We start from the raw sequence: 17,766 nt of genomic DNA on the forward strand, positions 1-17,766 counted from the left end.
AAATTCTTGGCTGTGCCCCACCCAATAATGATCTCTGATCCGGCCATAGAAGGGACTGAATCAGAGGCTATTTTTTCTTTCCTGTATGGACTGTGTTATTTGTAATATGCAGTAAAGACCGCAATTCATAAAAGAAATAAATGCGGTCTTTACGATGTTTCCATATTTTTTAAAGTGTACTCTATTCGAGATTGGCATGTTTGCCGTACATTTTAGTAGAGTCTAAGCCTTTTTTTTCCATAAAACGCAAGATCAATGCATCATAAAATAATAACATCGTTTGCTCAAAAAGTGACCCCATTGGTTGTATGGTCTTGTATTCACTTTCAGATTGATCTTTCGGTGATCCAGGCAATTTAATGATAATATCAGCTAATTTTCCAATCGTGGAGTCAGGGGAAATCGTTACAGCTGCGACCGTCCCACCTAAACTTTTTGCTTTTTCAGCGATTGAAACCAAGGTTTTCGTTTCACCTGAACCTGAACCGATGATCAACAAATCACCTTTTTCTAAATTTGCTGTTACAGTTTCACCGACTACATAAGCATCGATCCCCATGTGCATCATTCTCATCACGAAAGATTTGCCCATAAATCCAGATCTGCCCGCACCTGCAACAAAGATTTTTTTGGATTCCAGAATCTTATTAACCAACTTCTCTGCTTCTTCGTCAGAGATTAAGTCGACTGTCCGACTTAATTCTTGAACGACTTCAGCTAAATATTGAGTAGTTTTCATAGTTATAATTAACCTTGTTTAATTAATTCTTGCATTTTAGCTGCAACTGCTTTTTTATCGTCTTTGCTTGTGATACCGCCACCTACGATGACAAGATCTGGTTGTACTTTAATCACATCTGGAAGTGTTTCTAATTTGATTCCGCCTGCAATAGCAGTTTTCGCATTTTTTACAACGCTCTTAATGGTTGCAAGGTCTTCGAAAGAATTTTTTCCTACAGCTTGAAGGTCATAACCTGTGTGAACGCAGATATAATCTACTCCTAGTTCATCCAGTTCTTTCGCACGACCTTCAATGTCTTTAACTGCGATCATATCAGCAAGGATTTGTTTACCTTGTTTTTTTGCTTCTTCTACAGCACCTTTAATGGACTCGTCTTCAGCTGTACCAAGAATGGTGATGATGTCAGCGCCTGCTGCAGATGCTTGGCTAACTTCATATCCAGCTGCATCCATGATTTTAAGGTCAGCTAATACAGTTAAGTTAGGGAAGGCAGCTTTCACTTCCTTTACTGCTTTAAGGCCTTCATTAATCACAACCGGCGTGCCGATTTCTACAACATCTATATGATTTTCTACTTCTTTCACCAATTCAATGGCTCCTGGAATATCTACAAGATCTAATGCTAATTGTAATTTCATTTATTACTCGCTCCTTATATAATAGTATATTGTGCCGTATAGCTTTCTTTTGCACAGTGTTATTGTATCCAATTGATAGCTATTTACTAACGGTATGATACTCAGTATACTGGGTATGTTACTAAATTAAAAGTATGCACTTTTTTATCATATAGTAACAAAAAGTATACTATGGGACATAATAAGGGTTGGAGGTGAAATGAATGCCGAATCTTGGGGAAAAAGTGTTTAATTGTGAAAAAGAATTGACTCTTTCGATTATTGGTGGAAAATGGAAAATGTTGGTATTGTGGCATCTAGGAAAAGAAGGAACCAAACGTTTTGGTGAACTAAAGGCCCTCATGCCGGGTATCACTCAAAGAATGCTTGTTAATCAATTGCGCGAACTTGAAGACCATTTGATTGTTCATCGTGAAGTCTATCCTGTCGTTCCACCAAAAGTTGAATACTCACTCACTGAGTATGGAAGAAGTCTGATGCCTATTCTGGATGCTATGTATGACTGGGGTAAAGATTATATTGAGAATGTATTGGAAAAAGAAACAGAAAACAAATCGTCTATTCAGTAGAAAAAAGTGTTTCTCCTAGGGGTTCGAAAAAGTGTAAAAAAGTTCATATACTAACAAACCACGGTTAGCTATCTTAATAAAGATGCTGTCCGTGTTTTTTTATATCTCTACGTATTTAAAAGGTTGAAAAAACACAACATTTAAACACAACATTTAATAAAAGAATCAGTTACTAAAAAGCCAAGGGCAGCGAATCTTGTATAATCGCTGTCCTTGGCTTTTCACTCTTGGTATTGGATTCAAGTTTATAGTATTATTTTTAACACTATGTTATACCAATGTATCTATATGTTAATAAAGTGCGTACTTTCAAAAATATAACATACGTAATATACTGATTTTGCTCAAGTAATAGCGAGCTTAAAGAATACTACCAAACCTTAAGGGAATACTGCTACAAGCATGGTGAGATGAAGTGAAACTTCATTTAATAATTTATACATGTTGTTGCTTTTTACGAAAGGAGAGATCCGCATGGAAAGGTTCAAAACTAAGCAGCGAAAAGTTTGTGAAAGATGTCTAATCATCACCATAAATAATGAAACCTGTCCAAAATGTGGACATTCTCAATTAAGAGATATCATTATTACCGGACAAGCTGGGAGAAATAAACGAAACTTACATCCAAAAGTAGGATAACGCAATAGCGAAAATCCTTGTTGTTTTGTAGGGAAAACGAAGAAAATCAGACATTTTTCTATTTGAAAATGCTTTGAAAAAGTGGAGGAATGAAAAGTGGATTCTATGACGTTTGTCTTATTTGGGGCAACTGGGGATTTAGCTAAGCGAAAAATCTACCCTGCCTTGTTTAATTTATATTTGAATCAAAAATTACCAGATTCTTTTTTGATCATTGGTGTAGGAATAGACGAAATGTCTGATGTTGATTTTCAAAACCATGTAACAGACTCGCTATACACTTTTTCTAGACACTTGATAAATGATAAATCCGAAAAACAAGAGTTTGTAAAGGCATTTCGTTATTGCCAGTTAGATTTCACGAATGCTGAAGGGTATAAGAAGTTAGTTGAAGTCGTTCAACAAAATGAAAAAGACCAGAGTATTGAAGAGAATCGAATGTTTTATCTTTCTGTTGCTCCTGAATTCTTTGATGTAATTGCTTTGAACATCAAGGAGAGTGGATTAGGCTCGACAAAAGGATGGAAACGATTAATGATCGAAAAACCATTTGGGCGTGATTTAAAATCTGCTCAAGATTTAAATGAAAAACTAAGCAAAGCTTTTGAAGAAGACGAAATTTTCAGGATTGACCATTATCTTGGAAAACCGATGGTTCAAAACCTTGAAGCTTTAGAATTTGCCAACCCTGTGCTGCAATCACTATGGAACAATCGGTATATTGCCAATGTGCAAATAACGGCTAGTGAAACGGTTGGTGTAGAAGAGAGAGCTAGTTATTATGAAAAAGCAGGGGCTATTCGTGATATGGTCCAAAATCATATGATGCAGCTGTTGATGATGACGGCCATGCATCAGCCAAAACAGATGAGCACGAACGATATCCGTACAGTGAAAAGAAAAGTTATGGACTCTCTTCGGCCTGTACAGAAAGATACTGTAGGTATCCACGTTGTTCGTGGTCAATATGGACCGGGGGAAATAAAGGGTAAACCTGTAGTCGGATATTTAGAAGAACCTGGAGTGAATGCTTCTTCCACAAACGATACATTTGTGGCTGCTCGTTTATGGATTGATAGTTCATTCTGGGATGGGGTGCCATTTTATATCCGGACAGGAAAAAGAATGAAGGAAAAGTCGACGCGGATTGTGATTGAATTCAAGAATCCAACGAAAAATGTGTATACTAACGAGAATCAATTTGCAGAACCCAATCTATTAGTTATCAAAGTAAGTCCAAATGAGGGTGTGTCGATGCAATTAAATAGCAAAAATTTAACAAATGGAAATTTGGAGCCGATAATTGTTGACTTCTCAGCAAGTACAAAAGACATACCAGAAGCTTATGAACTCTTAATATTCGATGCTCTGCGTGGGGACTCTACCTTCTTTGCTCATTGGGACGAAGTTGAATTATCTTGGAAATGGGTACAGCCCGTTTTAGAGGCGTTTGAGGAAAATGCCCTTCCACTCCACCTATATCAAGCCGGTTCGATGGGGCCACAAGCTGCTTCGCAATTATTGGAGGAGGATGGTTTTAAATGGTGGGAAACCAGGGGGGGAGTTTAATCCGCACCTCCCTGGAAGGCTATTGGTATGAAGAGAGCAAACCGAGGTTGGATTTGACAGATAATTGTTACGCGATTTACCCAAGGAACTTAAAGTATTTGTTGAATCCTTATGGTTCCATAAGGAGACCATGAAGAACAACAAATGGGTAGCATAATAATACACGCTATTTTTTGTAATTTAAAGGAGGAAACTCAAGTGAAAGTAGGATTAATTGGATTAGGGAAAATGGGTATGAACTTAGGAAAAAACTTAATTGACAATAAACACCGTGTAATGGCGTTTGATCTAAATACAAATACTATTGAAGAAATTAAAAAATATGGAGTTGAAGGAGCATCCAGTTTACAAGATCTTGTTCAATCATTAGAAAAGCCACGAGTTGTTTGGATAATGGTCCCACACTCCGTCGTTGATTCAGTTATTAGTGAAATCACACCATTTCTAAGTGAAGGAGATATCGTCATTGAAGCTGGTAATTCGCATTATAAGGAATCCATTCGTCGTTACGAACAGTTGAAGAAAGTTGGAGTGAGCTTTATGGATGCCGGTACTTCTGGGGGGATGGAAGGTGCTCGCTATGGTGCTTGTTATATGATTGGTGGAGATCCTGAAGCATGGAGCATTGTCGAGCCGATTTTTAGAGATACAGCTGTAGATAATGGGTATTTATATGCTGGGAAATCTGGTAGTGGCCACTTCTTAAAAATGGTCCACAATGGAATAGAATACGGAATGATGGCCGCCATTGGTGAAGGATTCGAAGTCCTGGAAAAAAGCGATTTCGATTTTGACTATGAAAAAGTGGCACGGGTGTGGAATAACGGTTCTGTCATCCGCTCATGGCTCATGGAATTGACAGAACGCGCATTTTCTAAAGATGCAAAATTAGATGAAATTAAGGGCATTATGCATTCTTCTGGGGAAGGGAAATGGACAGTTGAAACCGCTTTGGATCTTCAAACAGCTACCCCTGTTATCGCTATGTCTTTACTAATGCGTTACCGTTCATTAGACAATGATACATTTACAGGTAAAGTGGTAGCTTCCCTTCGTAATGAATTTGGCGGACATGCTGTGGAAAAATCATAAAGTCATCTGCTGTATATGTCTTTCGTTAAAATGAGCCGGAAATTCATTGGATTTTTAGTTTGGTATATCCCAAAAATTGGTAGATTTACTTAAGTCGTTGATAGTGCTAACTATGTTGATTGAAGCGGAAGGAGCGAGACTCCTCGAAAATGCATTCACATTTTCTCGTGCGGTGCCTATTCACGGATGATGATTCAACGTCCTGTGGGAAAAACAGGACAAGGGAGACCCCGCAGCCGCACAGCGCCGAGGAGGCTCCCGGCTCGCCCGCGGAAAGCGAGCACCTGGAGCCAACAGACAAGTTTAACAGAGCCAAAAAAATAAAACAATATTGAGGTGTGACATCATGAACGTATTGGATGCAAAAATCATTAACACACAATATGGTTTAGAAACCTATTTAGACATGGTGAAGAATATCGAAGTAAAAGAACTCCATTCTCCATCAGATAATGAGCCCTTTTATGAAATAGTATTAGGGATAGAGTATTTTCTTCTAAGGGACGGAAAATACTATGATAGTGAAAGGAATTATTTTCGGATTCAAATGAGCGAAGATTTTAATTCAATCACGTTAAGAGAGACAGATACCGAAAGTTTATTTGCTGTCAAAACCGAACACGAGAGAGACTCAACTAAGCTACTGGTTGGAGAATGGCTTATAAAAACCAATGCTTTCAAGCAAGTAATAAGTGAACTGATCCAACAAAAGAAAATGGAGAATGTTCAAAATGAGGGAGACACTCGAAAAGTATTAGGAACGATAAGATTCTTGGAAATATTACTTGAAATCAAAACAGAAGACATACTAAGTGCCGATGTAGAGAGGGACCATTGAGTTTTCTTAATACTAACTATCTTTTAATGTACGCTATTGATAATTACACGGTCCCACTAAGGATTTTTCAAAATTGAAAAGGGGGAGTTTAAATGTGTTTTTAAAAACTTCCCTTATATACTGTAGAAAAGGAGAATGCACTAACATGAAACGTTTTACTATGCCGAGAGATCTTTTTTACGGAGAAGGATCTCCGATTGAAGCAGCTAAGCTAAATTTGATTGAAAGGGGAAGTAATGTATGACTATTTCGTTTGATTACTCCAATGCATTAGCATTTATGAAAAAGAGTGAAGTAGATAATCTAAGTGAATTTGTAAAAGTGGCTCATAAAATGCTACATGAAAAAACAGGCCCCGGCTCTGATTATCTTGGTTGGGTCGATTTGCCACTAAACTATGATAAGAGTGAATTTGAAAGAATTAAACAAGCTGCTGAAAGAATCAAGAAACATTCAGACGCAATGGTTGTAATTGGTATTGGTGGTTCGTACCTGGGGGCAAGATCGGCTATAGAATCTCTGTCCCATAGCTTTCATAACCAGATGAACAATAAGACACATGTTTATTTTGCCGGTCAGAATATCAGTTCTACTTATATATCTCATTTATTTGAACTATTAGAGGGGAAAGATATCTCTGTTAACGTCATTTCTAAATCAGGAACAACGACAGAGCCAGCCCTTGCTTTCCGTATTTTCCGTGACTATATGGAGAAAAAATACGGAAAAGAAGAGGCGAGAAAACGTATTTTTGCTACTACAGATCAGAAAAAAGGCGCATTAAAAAAGCTTGCGGACGAAGAAGGATATGAAACGTTCGTTATTCCGGATGATGTTGGTGGAAGGTATTCTGTGCTAACAGCAGTTGGTCTCTTACCAATTGCCGTAGCAGGACTTGATATTGATCATATGATGGAAGGGGCAGCAGCAGCAGCCCGTAAATACAACAATCCTGATTTATTGACAAATGAGAGCTATCAGTATGCTGCGGTCCGAAATGTACTCTACAATAAGGGAAAAGCAATTGAAGTGCTTGTTAACTATGAGCCCTCCCTTCACTACGTATCGGAATGGTGGAAGCAGCTGTTTGGGGAAAGTGAAGGAAAAGATCAAAAGGGGCTATTCCCTGCTTCCGTTGATTTTTCAACGGATTTGCATTCCATGGGGCAATATGTACAAGAAGGTCGACGAAACCTTTTAGAAACGGTTTTACAGATTAAGAAACCTCGAATTGAAGTGACTATTCAGGAGGATCCAGAAAATATTGATGGATTAAACTTCCTGGCAGGTAAGACGATGGATGAAGTCAACAAAAGTGCATTTCAGGGTACCCTTATGGCCCATATAGATGGAGAAGTACCTAATCTCGTGATTGAACTGGATGAAATGAATGAATACACTTACGGTGAGATGGTTTACTTTTTTGAGAAGGCATGTGGGATTAGTGGCCATCTATTAGGAGTTAACCCATTTGACCAGCCTGGAGTCGAAGCATACAAGAAGAATATGTTTGCTTTACTTGACAAACCTGGTTTTGAAGCAGAAAAAGCTACTCTCATGGAGCGTTTATCAAAATAATTATATCTGATTGGTTTTGTATTAATAAAAAGATTGTTACCAAAAACCATATTTTTTGTAACAATATTTATGAGAAATACTGATGCTTGATTTTACTAATTTTATAGGTTACCAAAAATAATTACCAAAAGTTTTACCAAATACTTTTACAAAAATGATGTCTCTTGTACAATTAGATTATTAAATTGTGCAGGAGGCTTCTTTATGATAATCGGTTATGCTCGAGTTTCGACAGTTGACCAAAATTTAGACCGACAAATTATATTACTTTCTGAGTACGGCTGTGAAAAAATGGTTCAAGAGAAATTTACTGGGACTACAAAGGATAGAGATGGACTTAACTCATTGCTAGATGTAATAAGGAAAGGTGATACCGTTGTAGTAGAAAGTATTTCACGCTTAGGGAGAAAAACACTTGATATTCTTTCTATTATTCAGCAATTCGAGGATACTGGTGTAAAGTTCGTTTCTATTAAGGAGAACATGGATACAAGAACATCAACAGGAAAAGCCATGTTTCAAATGATGTGTGTCATCGCAGAGTTAGAAAGAAATTTAATTGTAGAAAGAGTTAAAGAAGGGTTAGAAGCGAGTAAAAGAAGAGGAAAAAAACTAGGAAGGCCTAAAGTGGATCAAGGGAAAATTGAAATAGCCTTGAGGATGTATGACAGTAAAGAATACTCGGTAAAAGAAATTGTAGAAGGTACAGGACTTTCACAGGGATCATTATATCGAGCGATTAATAAAAGAAAACTAGAGAAGCAAATTAAAAATCTCTTATATTTTTAGGGAATTATGTGACGGACTAGGGCAGCTACTCTGTCACCACCCCCAACTTAATTTGAATGGAGTTGGTAATTTGGCATCTATAGAACGTACGGCTTATCCAAGATTTAAAAAACGTCCTACTTCAAAAGAACTTCGTGATGTTTACTCCCCTACACCTGAAGAAAACCAATTTGCGCATAAAGTTGCTAGAGGACCTGTTTCAGTTCTAAGTCTATTAGTTATGTTAAAGTCTTTCCAACGACTTGGTTACTTTCCTCTACCGAAAGATATTCCTGTAGAGATCATGATTCATATTCGGACCTGTTTGAATCTCTCTGCTAGTGTTGAACCGAATTACAATAGTAAATCAATTTACCGACATCAAAAAGCAATTAGAGATTACCTCAATGTACGTCCTTATGGAAAAGAAGCCTTACATATTGCAACTACTTCAATTTATAAGGCTACACAGGTAATGGACAATCCAGCCGATCTTATCAACGTATCCATTGAAATATTAATAAAAGAAAGGTGTGAATTACCTGCTTTTAGTACATTAGATCGATTGGCTCGTCGTATAAGAACATTAGTGAATCACCAGTTATTTAATTCAGTATTTTCAAAATTGACTCCTGAAATTGAGCGAAAATTAGATCAATTACTAGTTACTAAAAATGATAATCGGACTTCTGAATATAACTTATTAAAAGAAATTCCAAAAAGCGCAACACTTTCGCATATGAAAGAAATACAAAATAGGTTACTTCTGTTAACTGATTTTATAGAAGAAATTGATAGCTTACTAGAGGATATTCCAAATTTAAAAATTAAACACTTCGCTTTAGAAGCAAAAGCGCTTGATGCATCAGAATTAAAAGACTTTAATTTAGCTAAAAGATATATGCTGCTACTTTGTATGATTTATCGCTCAAAAATTTCAGCTATAGATAGTTTGGTAGAGATGTTTCTCAAAAGAGTCAGAACTATACATAACAAAGGCAAAGAGGAGCTAGAACTTCTTCGAGAAAAACATAGATCAAAAACTGAAAATCTTATATCTGTTTTGGCGGAAGTCTTAAATGCCACAAGTATAAATGAGAACGATACCTTGACTGGTCAGAAAATAAGGGAGTTATTAGGGAGAAGAGGTGGTATCGACGCATTAAAAGAAGATTGTGAATCAATTTCATCATATAATGGCAATAACTACCTTCCTCTTTTATGGAAGTTCTATAAAAGCCACAGGAAAACTCTTTTTAGATTGATTAGTATGATTGAAATTAATTCAACCACACAGGATCAATCACTTTTAGAAGCTTTACAATTTTTACGTGATAATGAGAACCGAAAAATTGAAAATCTACAAATAGATTTGGATCTTTCATTTGCTAGTGAACAGTGGAAAAAAACGATTTATGTACCTAAAGAAAATAACTTAATCCATCGTAAACACCTTGAAATCTGTATTTTTTCCTATCTTGCAAGCGATTTAAAAACGGGAGACCTTTGTGTAAAAGGATCAGAGAATTTTGCTGATTACCGTGAACAGCTCCTTTCTTGGGATGAGTGTAAACCTATGGTAGATGAATACTGTAAGGAACTTGGCTTTTCTTCAAATTCAGGGGATTTTGTTCAACAATTAAAGCTCTGGCTAGGAGATACTGCACAAAAAGTAGATTTAAACTACCCTGATAACGGCCAGGTAATCATTAATGAAAATGGAGAACCAACGTTGAGAAAAATAATGAGAAAAGAACAACCTCAGACAAGTAAGGCGTTAGAGGTAGTTATTTCTCAACGTTTACCTGAACGAAATGTCTTAGATATTCTTTGTAATGTAGAACATTGGACAAATTGGACACGGCATTTTGGACCATTATCTGGTTCAGATCCTAAGCTTGAAAATGCAATGGAACGTTATATCATTACTTCTTTTGGATACGGATGTAATTTAGGACCAACACAGACTTCTAAGCACATGAAAAAAGCAGTAACCCCACACATGATTTCATTTGTAAATCGGCGACATATTAATGCATCTAAAATAGACGAAGCTATTCGTAATATTTTAAATCAATACAATCAATTTAGTTTGCCTAGACTATGGGGTGATGGAAAAACGGCTGCTGCAGATGGAACAAAATTTGATCTCTACGAAGAAAACTTAATCTCTGAATACCACATTCGATACGGAGGTTATGGGGGGATTGCATATCATCATGTTTCAGATACTTATATTGCACTCTTTAGTCACTTCATTCCATGTGGAGTTTGGGAAGCAGTTTATATTATTGATGGTTTGCTGAAAAATAAATCAGACATTCAGCCCGATACGTTACATGCTGATACGCAAGGTCAATCAACGCCTGTTTTTGCACTTGCACATTTATTGGGGATTAATTTAATGCCTCGTATTCGAAATTGGAAGGATTTAAAATTTTACAGGGCTGATAAGGACACAAAATATCACCACATTGATCAGTTGTTTAGTGATACCGTTGACTGGGACCTAATTGAAACACACTGGCAAGATCTGCTCCAAGTGGTTCTTTCTATAAAAGCTGGTAAAATATTACCCTCTACACTACTTAGAAAACTAAGTAACTATAGTAGAAAAAACCGATTATATCAAGCTTTTAGGGAATTAGGAAGGATTGTAAGAACTGTATTTTTGCTTAAATATATTTCTGATATAAAACTAAGAGAGCAAATTGGTGCTAGTACAAACAAAGTCGAAGCATATAACGGCTTTTCCAAATGGCTATTTTTTGGTGGCGATGGGATCATTTCAGAAAATGATCCAGAAGAACAAGAAAAGCGAATTAAATATAATGATTTAGTTGCCAACGCAGTAATATTCCAAAATGTATGTGATATAACACTTATTTTGTGGGAACTTTCTAAAGAAGGCTATGTATTTTCAAAAGAAGATATTGTCATGCTTAGCCCTTATCTGACTAGGCATATAAAACGTTTCGGAGACTATATGATCGATTTAGAAAATATTCCACAACCAATCGAGGGAGATATTCCTGTATAGTATATAAGAAAGTAAAGAGCAAGAAAGGGTTATAAATGGTAAACAATACCATACTATGACCCTTTTTTACATGTATCTCGGTCGTACCCCTTTAATAATTTGATTATTAGTACTCCTTGCTATCTTGTGATAAAAACCTACTGCTTTCTGTTTGTTCCCATTTCCTTTTTTGTTACTTTTGTTAATTCAGTTGTTAATTTGTCAATTTGCTGCTGCATCTTTTCAAACTTTTCATCTAATTCTTTTTGATCTTGTTTTTCTTTTTCTGAATTAATGATTTCCTCATCTATAACTGTTATCGCTTCTATAGTTGCAATGCCTTCTTCAATAGTAGTAAGAATAGCAGTTATTAGGGCAAGTCTAAGGCTAGAACTTATTGGCGATTGATCACTTTGTTCTGACTTTGAATTGGTATTATTCATATAATTGCCCCCTTTATCTGACATTGTTAGAAAGGTTTACATTAAACCTATGCTTTAGGTTCTGTAGTAATACATTTCCTTTGAATATTACTTACCTTGAATAAAATAGAAAAATAAAGGAATTTCAATTAGCAATTAATTGCGTAGTTCGTAGAGATTGTAAATCATTATCTTCACACCAAGCTAGTGTTCTTCGGTAAATGGAAGTAATTGAAATACCTTTGTTGGACAAGAATATTTTTTTACTTGGTCTTGGATTGCTAGGTCAACTTTCACTTTGCTCTTATCAGTTCTTTTCATTCGAACCAGTCCTCTTAAACCTAGTTCTTGATATTTCTGAATCCAATAACGCAAAGTGCGAATTGAAATGTTTTCCTCAACGCTAATCTTTTCTAAATATTTTGGCTTTTGTAAATATGGATAGATAATTAAATATTTTCTGTGTGCTTCCTCTAGTTGTATTTCTGTACATTGAGTTAAAGAATTTATTTTTTGCATTGTCTTTTGTCACTCCCTTTTTTTGGATTCCTGTCCATTGTTTCATATTTTTTATTCAATGTCTATTTAGGGTAAACCTTAAACAACCACTTAAGCATTATTGTTAAGATTAGGTTTTAAGTGTATGATTAGGGTGTCTATTAAATAGATTTGTAAAAGGAGAAAATTACGAAATGAAAGTTGCTTATGCTAGAGTTTCTACTGAAGATCAAAATTTGGAACGGCAAATTGAAAACTTGAAAAGTTTTGGCGCAGAAAAAATATTTACAGAGAAGAAATCTGGTGCTGCAGTAAATAATCGAGAGCAATTCCAAAAAGCTCTTGATTTTGTTCGTGAAGGAGATTATTTCATGGTTGAAGCAATTGATCGACTAGGAAGGAACTACAATGAGATTATTGAAACGGTTACTACTTTAAAAAATAAAAATGCAGGTTTGATCGTGACGAGTATGCCTATCTTAGCTGAAGCTATTGGAAACCCCTTGTTGGACCGATTTATGAAAGATTTGATTGTTCAGATTTTGGCGATGGTTGCAGAAATGGAACGGACAGAAAGTAAACGTCGTCAAGCCCAAGGTATAAAAATTGCCAAAGAAAAAGGAGTTTACAAAGGGCGTCCGTTACTTTATTCACCTAATGCAAAGAATCCACAAAAGCGATTAGTCTATCAAGAAGTCGTAAGAATGTTGAAATCCGGAACCCCAATTAAGCAAATCGCAGAAAAAAATGCCATTACTCGATCAACTGTTTATAGGATTAAAAAGGAGCTCGCAGAATAGAAATCTACGGGTTCTTAAACTATTTAATAGTAGTAGCGTCAGGAAATGCGGATTTACAACATTAAGGAAATTCAAATATAAAAAAAGCCTAATTTCTCGGTGTTGTAAGTGAGAAATTAGGCTTTTTTTACTCATGAAAAGCGCCCGATTGCTGAATAACTTAACTTCTATACATAAACACCCCCAAATTTTTCTCCCTACAACAAACTATTTTTTTTGCCATTTATCTAATTTTGGATACATCTGTAACAAAGCAACCTATAAATGTTTACAATAATTAAAAGAAGGTGTTCAAGTTATGGATAATGAACTGAAAGCAACGTTTGGTTCTTGGGTCCAAGCGATTGGAACAACCCTTTCAGCTATCGGAGCTACACCTTCCAAAAATATTTCCGATACTCTGCTTGGAGATTTAAATCTATGGGGAAATGTATTACAAGCAACCGGAAATTCATTAGTAGCAGATAGTGAAAAAAACTTTACCCTTGAAAAGATAGGCAACGAAATTCAGGCAATAGGAAATTCAACGGTCATTGTAGGGATATTAATAAATTTTAGCGAAAAAACAAAAAAGGAATTAAACATAAAAGGAAATTTACTTCAAGCAGTTGGTGGTGGAGTATCTCTTGCTGATGCTCTAGGCCGTGAACCTACTGTAAAAGAGCTTTACAGCATATATGGAAACCTTCTACAAGCAATTGGTAATGCATTACAAGCACTTTCAGGTATCAACGAACTAAGGAACAGGGAGGGGCAAGAACTGAATGTGGTCGGAAGTTGGATCCAAGCCATCGGTTCCATCATTTCAGCTTTAGGCCAAAGTAAGTAATTTTGAATATATAGTTTACATTGTAATGGAAAAGCGTATTTAGCTTGGATAATAAAGGAGATAAAATATGGATATCGAATCTAGTTCTATCTCCTTTTTGGGTATTTATTACTTAAATAGTTACAGGAATTACTTTTGGTAAGCTAGCGGAATAACTTATATTTCGAGTTCACCTTACTTTGCCAAAGAACAAAATTTATTTTGACCATGTTTATTTTTTTAGATCTTTAAGGCAATACCTTTAACGGTCTCATCATTTCATTATCCTCGTGTTCAAGCATATGGCAATGCCATACATATCCAGGCCCAAGGCTAGGGTCGAATGGAAAGGGACTGCCATCCTGGGAAGTAAACCGAACTCTTATCGTTGTCACTTCTCCCGCATTCATTTGTATGGTATCCTTCCACCCTTTCTCATTGAGTGGAGGTGCAATAGGTTGACCTTGTAAATATGCGTCTATTGGTGGTGTCTTAGGCTTAACAAAATAAGGTGGGGTGCTAGGAGGCGTCGTTTGATTTAGTTGCATCCAGTCTTTCAAATAAGCGTCAGAATGGAATTTCTGGCGGCTAACGAGCAGGAACTGAACGAGATGAAGATGGATTGGATGGGTGTCATCGGTAAGGTTAACAACTTGCCAATCTTCTGTCGTTCCTGCCTGAGGCAGCTCAGAAACGGGATTACCCCACAGTTGGCCATCTAACGTAACTTTCAAGGGACCATTAGGACCCTCCAGTTCGAATAAAGTCAAAGTTCTCGTTTTTGTTGGCTTTAATTGAGGAATGCTGTTAAGAACAGGTGGCAATTTCTTTGGCGGTAAGACAGTTTCATTTATGACTGTAAATTGCATAATTTGACCAACAGTTTGTGGGTCTGCCGGTGTTCCATCAGGGAACGGGGCGTTAGCAGTATTCGTTAAAATAACGGTTGTACCAGGAGCTAAAGTAGAGAAATCAATAAGGATATCTGCTCGTTCTGCCGGTGAAATCAAAAGTGAGGAAAGTTCTACAGCTTGAGGTAAATAACCTCCATCGGTGCCAATCTGGATAAATTTCTGTTTATTGGAAAGCTGTAAACGATAAAAACGAGCATTTGAACCATTCAGAACACGAAAACGGTATTGTTGAGGTTTGACATTAAGGTTCGGCCACACCTTACCATTCACCATTATCGTGTTTCCAAAAACTCTGGTACCACATAAGGATGAATACTTGGGTTAGCCCCCATATGATCATAGAAAAGAGAACCATCAGTATTAAAAGATCGGTCCTGAATGTTGAGTGGAATCTCATTTTCTCTACTAGGAAGAAACGGGACAATGGGGTCATTCATATCACGGAGCAAATAGAACCCTGTAAGCCCGGCGTAATTATTCAATCGAGTCATTCCCATGGTATGGTCATGATACCAAAGAGCTGTAGGCTGTTGTACATTGGGGAATGTATAGGTATTAGTTATGAAAGCCATACCGGTCCTTCCATCTGCAGTAAACCAAGCATCAGGATAACCGTCAAAATAAGATGGATGCTCTCCTCCGTGCAAATGAGGGACAATAGGTACTGGTTGCTGTGCTAGGGGAAATCCTGGTGGAAATGATGGAAATGGTGGTAGAGGAACTGACATGGAATTTGGATTTGCCCAATCGAGTGTCGGATCAACCGGAAGAAAATGGGGACCAGTAATGTTGTTTATCCATTGAACATGTACAGGAATTCCTCGAATGGCTTCAAATGTGGAACCTGGAGCACTTTTATAGTAAACCGCTCTTCCCGTGTACGGGTCCTGTATCATACCACTGTAACCAAAAACTTTCGTGGTACCGAATCCAGGCGGTAAGATTTGCTGCTGGAATTCACTTGCTTCAATTTTATACGCATGCCCGATCACTTCACCAGATATTGGCTGTCTAAGAATAGTAGGCATATATACCGGTGGGATAACGAGTTGATTTACGAATTTAGGAATCCTTTTAGGATCTAAAGGTTGTACCATTTCATCCTCTCCTCTTCATATCACTACGGTATATGCAGGAAAGGAGCATTTCATGCGTATATTCATACTAGAATAATCTATTTACTTGAAAACGTTCCTCAACAATCTGGCCCTTTAATGGAATATCATAACTGTTGTTTTAACCACTTAATTTTAAGTTGAAGAACTTTATTTTAACTTATCAGCTATCATTTTAAGATAACTTTTTTATTACTTATAATGCAAAATAGCGATTAAAATTGGTGCAAAATAACGTCTAAAGTGACAATCATAGTTAAGAGCGTCTCATAAGACTTGTCTCAAAAACGAGGTGATATTTTGCGGAAAATCGGTTATATACGTGTTAGTTCGACCAGCCAAAATCCTTCAAGGCAATTTGAGCAGCTAAATGAAATTGGAATGGATATTATATACGAAGAAAAAGTTTCTGGAGCAACAAAGGATCGCGAGCAACTTCAAAAAATGTTAGAGGATCTACAGGAAGATGACATCATTTATGTTACAGACTTAACTCGAATTACTCGTAGCACACAAGACCTATTTGAATTAATCGATAACATACGGAAAAAAAAAGCAAGCTTAAAATCACTAAAAGATACATGGCTAGATTTATCAGATGATAATCCATACAGCCAATTCTTAATTACAGTAATGGCTGGTGTTAACCAATTAGAGCGAGATCTTATTCGTATGCGACAACGTGAAGGGATTGAGTTGGCTAAGAAAGAAGGAAAGTTTAAAGGTCGGTTAAAGAAATATCATAAAAATCACGCAGGAATGAATTATGCAGTTAAGCTATATAAAGAAGGAAATATGACTGTAAATCAAATTTGCGAAATTACAAATGTGTCTAGAGCTTCATTATATAGAAAGCTATCAGAAGAGAACAAATAGTCCTTCCTTACCCCATATTCCAGAAAAGGCCATATAGTTGAATAAATAACTTTTTGTCACGTGATTTTTGATTCCATCACGAGTGATTTCTTAAAAGTTAACAACTATTTTTTGAATGAGCTGCATTTTTCAACGAAAGGATGAGCTTCTAACCGTTAAAAGTAAACATATTCAGCTTGTGGTGCATATACTGGATTGGTCCTTTATATAGGGTAGTAAATAAGATATCTAATCCTTTATTCTTCAGAACATAAACTTTAAATTTAGGGGGAGATTAGTATTGCAAACTGCACAGCAAACAATGGTTAGTATTCCATTCCCATCAGTATGGGGTATCCATGCTGCTATAGCTGGTAAACCAATCGTTTGGGGCGTACTCAACATTAACTCTATTACAGATAACAGGGTAATTGGTACGGTTAATTTTCGTGGTACACCTATTCCTATTAGTGGATATTGGGATGAGAATACTAAACAGATAAGATTTGATTCACCTTATGCTATGTTCTCCGGTACATTAACTATCATTGATGATGCTACAATTAGAATTCGACATTTTATTTTAAATGGACGATTTATTATGAAACCTCCTTCTTTACAAGCAGGCGAATACGGAACATGGATTGCTACAACCGATAGAGCTCTTACCGGATATCCCGTAATTAGTGGTACCTTGCCCCCTGTTGGAGTCTTTTTAACATCAAATATACTTAGTCAGCTACAGCAGAATTATGTAAGATTTTAGGTTTAAATGGAATAAATGTAAAACGGACCTCCATTTTTGTTTTTCGATCCATTTCCAACGTTTAAATTCCTGTGACAAAATAAACTAATTACAAAATTATTTTGGGTGTCTCATAAGAAAAGGTATCTAAACAATT

18 protein-coding genes are annotated in these 17,766 nt (G+C 36.4%); 12 read left to right on the forward strand and 6 right to left on the reverse strand.

Annotation, left to right across the window (positions count from 1 at the left end):
* Positions 1–181 precede the first annotated feature (181 nt).
* Both hxlB and hxlA read right to left on the reverse strand, forming a co-directional pair.
* Positions 182–739 carry a 6-phospho-3-hexuloisomerase gene (gene hxlB / locus F9279_RS22070; RefSeq protein WP_031538337.1) on the reverse strand — a complete coding sequence of 186 codons (558 nt, stop codon included), beginning with the start codon at positions 737–739 and terminating at the stop codon, positions 182–184.
* A gap of 8 nt (positions 740–747) precedes the next feature.
* Positions 748–1,380 (reverse strand): 3-hexulose-6-phosphate synthase, encoded by a 633-nt coding sequence (gene hxlA, locus F9279_RS22075; RefSeq protein ID WP_031538336.1) that lies wholly within the window; start codon positions 1,378–1,380, stop codon positions 748–750.
* A gap of 203 nt (positions 1,381–1,583) precedes the next feature.
* Here hxlA and F9279_RS22080 point away from each other — a divergent pair, with 203 nt between their 5' ends.
* From F9279_RS22080 to F9279_RS22110, 8 genes are all read left to right on the forward strand, one after another.
* Positions 1,584–1,949, forward strand: coding sequence for a winged helix-turn-helix transcriptional regulator (locus F9279_RS22080; RefSeq protein ID WP_031538335.1), 366 nt, complete (start codon positions 1,584–1,586; stop codon positions 1,947–1,949).
* Positions 1,950–2,423: 474 nt separating this feature from the next.
* Positions 2,424–2,588, forward strand: coding sequence for a hypothetical protein (locus F9279_RS25390; protein WP_155986760.1), 165 nt, complete (start codon positions 2,424–2,426; stop codon positions 2,586–2,588).
* Positions 2,589–2,684: 96 nt separating this feature from the next.
* Positions 2,685–4,157, forward strand: coding sequence for a glucose-6-phosphate dehydrogenase (gene zwf / locus F9279_RS22085; protein ID WP_031538334.1), 1,473 nt, complete (start codon positions 2,685–2,687; stop codon positions 4,155–4,157).
* A gap of 198 nt (positions 4,158–4,355) precedes the next feature.
* The gene (gnd, locus tag F9279_RS22090; protein ID WP_031538333.1) at positions 4,356–5,249 is read left to right on the forward strand and encodes a phosphogluconate dehydrogenase (NAD(+)-dependent, decarboxylating); all 894 of its coding nucleotides are present in this window, start codon (positions 4,356–4,358) and stop codon (positions 5,247–5,249) included.
* Between the two features lie 346 nt (positions 5,250–5,595).
* Positions 5,596–6,087: a hypothetical protein gene (locus tag F9279_RS22095; RefSeq protein WP_031538332.1), complete on the forward strand. Its 492-nt coding sequence runs from the start codon at positions 5,596–5,598 to the stop codon at positions 6,085–6,087.
* A 240-nt stretch (positions 6,088–6,327) separates the two neighbouring features.
* A complete protein-coding gene (locus F9279_RS22100; RefSeq protein ID WP_031538331.1) occupies positions 6,328–7,665 on the forward strand; it encodes a glucose-6-phosphate isomerase in 1,338 nt (445 codons plus the stop codon).
* Positions 7,666–7,869: 204 nt separating this feature from the next.
* The gene (locus F9279_RS22105; RefSeq protein WP_031538330.1) at positions 7,870–8,454 is read left to right on the forward strand and encodes a recombinase family protein; all 585 of its coding nucleotides are present in this window, start codon (positions 7,870–7,872) and stop codon (positions 8,452–8,454) included.
* A 70-nt stretch (positions 8,455–8,524) separates the two neighbouring features.
* The gene (locus F9279_RS22110; protein WP_031538329.1) at positions 8,525–11,473 is read left to right on the forward strand and encodes a Tn3 family transposase; all 2,949 of its coding nucleotides are present in this window, start codon (positions 8,525–8,527) and stop codon (positions 11,471–11,473) included.
* A 137-nt stretch (positions 11,474–11,610) separates the two neighbouring features.
* On the opposite strand, the gene F9279_RS22115 is transcribed toward F9279_RS22110, so the two are convergent.
* Both F9279_RS22115 and F9279_RS22120 read right to left on the reverse strand, forming a co-directional pair.
* Positions 11,611–11,895: a hypothetical protein gene (locus F9279_RS22115; protein WP_031538328.1), complete on the reverse strand. Its 285-nt coding sequence runs from the start codon at positions 11,893–11,895 to the stop codon at positions 11,611–11,613.
* Positions 11,896–12,078: 183 nt separating this feature from the next.
* Positions 12,079–12,393 (reverse strand): helix-turn-helix domain-containing protein, encoded by a 315-nt coding sequence (locus F9279_RS22120; protein WP_031538327.1) that lies wholly within the window; start codon positions 12,391–12,393, stop codon positions 12,079–12,081.
* 173 nt (positions 12,394–12,566) lie between these two features.
* On the opposite strand from F9279_RS22120, the gene F9279_RS22125 reads away from it, so the two are divergent.
* On the forward strand, positions 12,567–13,172 hold the full coding sequence (locus F9279_RS22125) for a recombinase family protein (RefSeq protein ID WP_031538326.1): 606 nt from the start codon (positions 12,567–12,569) through the stop codon (positions 13,170–13,172).
* Positions 13,173–13,470: 298 nt separating this feature from the next.
* A complete protein-coding gene (locus F9279_RS22130) occupies positions 13,471–14,001 on the forward strand; it encodes a DUF6944 family repetitive protein (protein WP_031538325.1) in 531 nt (176 codons plus the stop codon).
* Positions 14,002–14,228: 227 nt separating this feature from the next.
* Here the strand turns inward: F9279_RS22130 and F9279_RS25825 are convergent, their stop codons facing one another.
* Together F9279_RS25825 and F9279_RS25830 are read right to left on the reverse strand one after the other, a co-directional pair.
* Positions 14,229–15,167, reverse strand: coding sequence for a multicopper oxidase family protein (locus tag F9279_RS25825; protein WP_051640978.1), 939 nt, complete (start codon positions 15,165–15,167; stop codon positions 14,229–14,231).
* Positions 15,167–15,991 carry a hypothetical protein gene (locus F9279_RS25830; RefSeq protein ID WP_201781405.1) on the reverse strand — a complete coding sequence of 275 codons (825 nt, stop codon included), beginning with the start codon at positions 15,989–15,991 and terminating at the stop codon, positions 15,167–15,169. Before F9279_RS25830 ends, F9279_RS25825 begins: the two co-directional genes overlap by 1 nt.
* A gap of 318 nt (positions 15,992–16,309) precedes the next feature.
* Here F9279_RS25830 and F9279_RS22140 point away from each other — a divergent pair, with 318 nt between their 5' ends.
* Positions 16,310–16,885: a recombinase family protein gene (locus F9279_RS22140; protein ID WP_026677826.1), complete on the forward strand. Its 576-nt coding sequence runs from the start codon at positions 16,310–16,312 to the stop codon at positions 16,883–16,885.
* A gap of 280 nt (positions 16,886–17,165) precedes the next feature.
* Complete coding sequence (locus F9279_RS22145; protein WP_109768765.1) at positions 17,166–17,630, forward strand: hypothetical protein; 465 nt, start codon at positions 17,166–17,168, stop codon at positions 17,628–17,630.
* Positions 17,631–17,766 lie beyond the last annotated feature (136 nt).

The sequence above is a fragment of the Bacillus sp. B1-b2 genome, from assembly GCF_009183415.1.
Taxonomy (GTDB): domain Bacteria; phylum Bacillota; class Bacilli; order Bacillales; family Cytobacillaceae; genus Niallia.